Annotated in this window: 3 protein-coding genes; 2 read left to right on the top strand and 1 reads right to left on the bottom strand. The window is 71.3% G+C overall.

The features are described 5' to 3' along the window. Together IY392_RS07245 and IY392_RS07240 are read left to right on the top strand one after the other, a co-directional pair. Positions 1-1,845: MMPL family transporter (locus IY392_RS07245; RefSeq protein ID WP_228549141.1), on the top strand; the 1,845-nt coding region annotated here is incomplete at its 5' end. A 9-nt stretch (positions 1,846-1,854) separates the two neighbouring features. After that, entirely contained in the window at positions 1,855-3,213 is a 1,359-nt protein-coding gene (locus IY392_RS07240) for an FAD-binding oxidoreductase (RefSeq protein ID WP_182612894.1), read from the top strand. Here the strand turns inward: IY392_RS07240 and IY392_RS07235 are convergent. Then, a partial coding sequence (locus IY392_RS07235; protein WP_194860866.1) for a metal-dependent transcriptional regulator occupies positions 3,191-3,593 on the bottom strand: 403 nt, incomplete at its 5' end. The two genes, IY392_RS07240 and IY392_RS07235, sit on opposite strands and share 23 nt — an antisense overlap.

Genomic DNA, 3,593 nt, shown 5'->3' with positions numbered 1-3,593 from the left:
GTCGCGTCCTTCCTCGCCGGCGCCGGGGGAGTGGGTCGCGTGACGGTGTCGCCGGCGCCGGGGGACGGCCCCACGGTGGTGAACGCGGTGCTGTCCGGCGGTGACTCCGAGTCCCGGCGCACACTGGACGCGGTCCGCGAGGAGATCCCTCCGCCCGGCGAGGGCGTCGAGCGGCAGCTGACCGGCCGGGCCGAGGTGCTCCGTGAGGACGACCTGATCGCGCGGGAGGACCTGACCCGCGCCGAGCTCATCGCCGTCCCGGTCACCCTGGTCCTGCTCGTGCTGTTCTTCGGCTCCGTGGTGGCCGCCGCGGTCCCGGTCGCGATCGGGGTGCTCGCCATGCTCTCGACGTTCGTCATCCTGTCGGGGCTGGTCCACCTGATCGACGTCTCGGTGTTCGCGCTCAACCTCGTGATCGGTCTGGCACTGGGTCTCTCGATCGACTACAGCCTCCTGGTGGTGACCCGGTTCCGTGAGGAACTGGCCACCGGGGTCGACCCGCCGGAGGCCGTCGAGGGCACGATGCGCCGGTGCCGGAGGACCATCGTCATCTCGGCGGTGACGGTCGGCCTGTGTCTGGCCGCGCTCACGGCGGTGGACATGCCCTATCTGAGGTCCATGGCGTTGACCGGTGTCGCGGTCGTGGCGCTCGTCGCCATCCTCACGCTGGTGGTGCTGCCCCCGGTCCTGCGGGTTCTCGGCCGGCGGATCGACGCGTGGTCCGTGAGACGGGTGGACCCGACCCGGCCCGGTCGCTCGGTCACGGCGATGCTGGGGGTCTCGCGGCGCCACCCGGTGGCGGTGGCGCTGGGGGTGTCGATGCTCCTGTTGATCCTGCTGACGCCGGCGTTCGGCCTCCGGCTGGGCACGCTCGATGACAGGGTCCTGCCACAGGACGCGCCGTCCAGGGTGGCGGCCGAGCGGTTGCGCGACGAGCGACCTGACCTCGGATCCGATCCGCTGGTGATCCTCGCGGACGGCGTGGATCCCGGGGTGTTGGCGGAGCGGGTGTCGCGTATCGACGGCGTCACGGCGACGCGGGGACCGGACGAGACCCTGTCCGACGGGCTCGCGGTGGGTCCCGGCGACCCCGACCTGAGGCGGGGCTCCGTTGCCGCGGTGGAGGTGGTGACGGCCCCGGGTCTGACCCAGCCGGAGCAACAGGACCTCGCCGAACGGGTCCGGGAGGTCGTGGCCCCCGCACCGGTGGCGGGAACCTACTCCGACGACGTCGACACCCGGAAGGCGATCAGCGAGCGGGCGGTCCCGGTCGCCCTCCTCGTCATGGCGGTGGTGCTGCCCCTGGTGTTCCTGCTCACCGGCGGAGTGCTGGTGACCCTCAAGACGCTGGTCATGGCGGCGCTGAGTCTCACCGCGAGCTTCGGTGTGATGGTGTTGGTCTTCCAGGAGGGCTACCTGGCCGATCTGGTGGGCGTGACGGCCACGGGGGTGGTGGACAGCTCCTCACCGCTGTTGATGGCGTGCCTGGCCTTCGGACTGTCGATGGACTACCAGTTGTTCCTGCTCTCGCGGGTCCGCGAGGAGTACGACCGCCACGGCGACACCACCCGGGCCGTGGTCGACGGGGTGTCCCGCACCGCCCCCGTCGTGGGGGCGGCGGCGGTTCTGGTGGCGGTGGTGTTCCTCGCCATCGGTACATCGGGTATCAGCGTGGTCCGGCTTCTCGGCCTCGGTCTGGCACTCGCGGTGCTGGTGGACGCGTTCGTCATCAGGCTGTTGCTCGTCCCGAGCGCGATGCTGCTGCTGGGCGACGCCAACTGGTGGGCGCCGCGGCCCCTGCGAGCTGTCTTCGACCGCCTGCGGATCCGGGAGGCCACGCCGTAGGTTCGGGTCATGATCCTGGACGACCTCCGTGCCCGCCTCCACACCGCCTCCGTCCTCACCGACGCGGACGTGCTGGAGGGATACCGCCAGGACTGGGCCAAGGCTCCGGACCCCGGGATGCCGTTGGCCGTGGTTCGTGCACGGTCGACCGAGGATGTCCAGGAGGTCATGCGCTGGGCGGGGACCCACGGGGTGCCGGTGGTCCCGCGGGGTGCCGGTTCGGGGCTCTCCGGGGGAGCGACGGCGGTGGAGGGCGGGATCGTGCTGTCCACCGAGCTCATGCGGGACATCGACGTCGACCCGGTGACTCGCACCGCGACCGTCCAGCCGGGTCTTCTCAACATCGAGGTCAAACGGGCCGTCGCCGCGCACGGCCTCTGGTATCCCCCCGATCCTTCGTCGTACGAGATCTGTTCGATCGGCGGCAACATCGCCACCAACGCCGGTGGCCTGTGCTGCGTGAAGTACGGCGTGACCACCGACTACGTTCTCGGTCTGACGGTGGTGCTGGCCGACGGCACCGCGGTGCGTCTGGGTGGTGCGCGCCTCAAGGACACCGCCGGGTTAAGCCTGACCAAGCTCTTCGTGGGCAGTGAGGGCACGCTGGGGATCGTCACCGAGATCATCGTGCGGCTCATCCCCGAGCAACCACCGCGCTCCACGGTGGTGGGGATCTTCCCCGACGTGGTGGCGTGCAGCGACGCGGTCCTGGCCATCACGCGCCGGATCCGCCCGGCGATGCTGGAGTTCATGGACACCGTCTCGATCCGGGCCGTGGAGGCGGACCTGAGGATGGGGCTGGACACCTCGGCGGGCGCGATGTTGCTGGCCCAGTCCGACCTCACCGGACCCGACCGCGCGGTCGAGACCGAGTTCATGGCCGAGGCGTTCCGCACGCACGGCGCGACGGAGGTGTTCGCGACCGACGACCCCGAGGAGGGTGAGCAGTTCACGGTCGCGCGTCGGGCCGCGTTCACCAGCCTGGGCAAGACCGGGACTCTGTTGCTGGAGGACGTCGGGGTGCCGCTGCCCGCGCTGCCGGAGCTGGTCGCCGGGATCGAGGAGATCTCCGCCCGGCGGGACGTGCCGATCGCGCTGGTCGCTCACGCCGGCGACGGCAACACCCATCCGATCATCGTGCTGACCGACGACGACCCGGACCGCGCTCACCGGGCCCAGGCGGCGTTCGGCGAGGTGATGGATCTGGCGATCGGGATGGGAGGGACGATCACCGGCGAACACGGCGTGGGACGACTCAAGGCGCCGTGGCTGCCCGCCCAGCTGGGCGAGGACGCGATGGAGTTAAACCGCCGCATCAAGACCGCGCTGGACCCGCAGGGGCTCCTCAACCCCGGGACGATGTTCTGACGTCGTCGCCGGCGGTGTCGTCGGCGCTGTCCTCGCCGGACGGGACCCGGACCCGGACCGCCGCCGCGACCGGCGTGCCCACCGGGATCGCCCGGCCGTGCAGAGCCACGGTGATGATCCCCAGCTCGATCTGGCGGGAGACCACCTCAACCGGCGAGTCGGGACGCAGACCGATCTCGGCCAGGTGCCGGAGCACGGAATTGTCCCGGTCGGACACCCGGGTGACGACGCCCGCGCCGCCCTCCGGCACCCGGTCCAGGGGGATGTCGGTGAGGTGGACCAGCCGCCCGTCACGGGTGGGGATGGGGTCGCCGTGGGGGTCGCGGCGCGGGTGGTCCAGAAAGCCGTCCAGGGCGTCGACGAACCGGTCGGACACCACG

This window comes from Dietzia sp. SYD-A1 (genome assembly GCF_015356725.1).
GTDB lineage: Bacteria > Actinomycetota > Actinomycetes > Mycobacteriales > Mycobacteriaceae > Dietzia.
The sequence above is the reverse complement of the archived record's forward strand: the minus strand, read 5'-3'. Positions and strand labels throughout refer to the sequence as shown.

What these genes read in the sequence shown, in the direction of transcription:
- IY392_RS07240 (WP_182612894.1), top strand. Translation starts at nt 1,855, where the DNA reads ATGATCCTGGACGACCTCCGTGCCCGCCTCCACACCGCCTCCGTCCTC.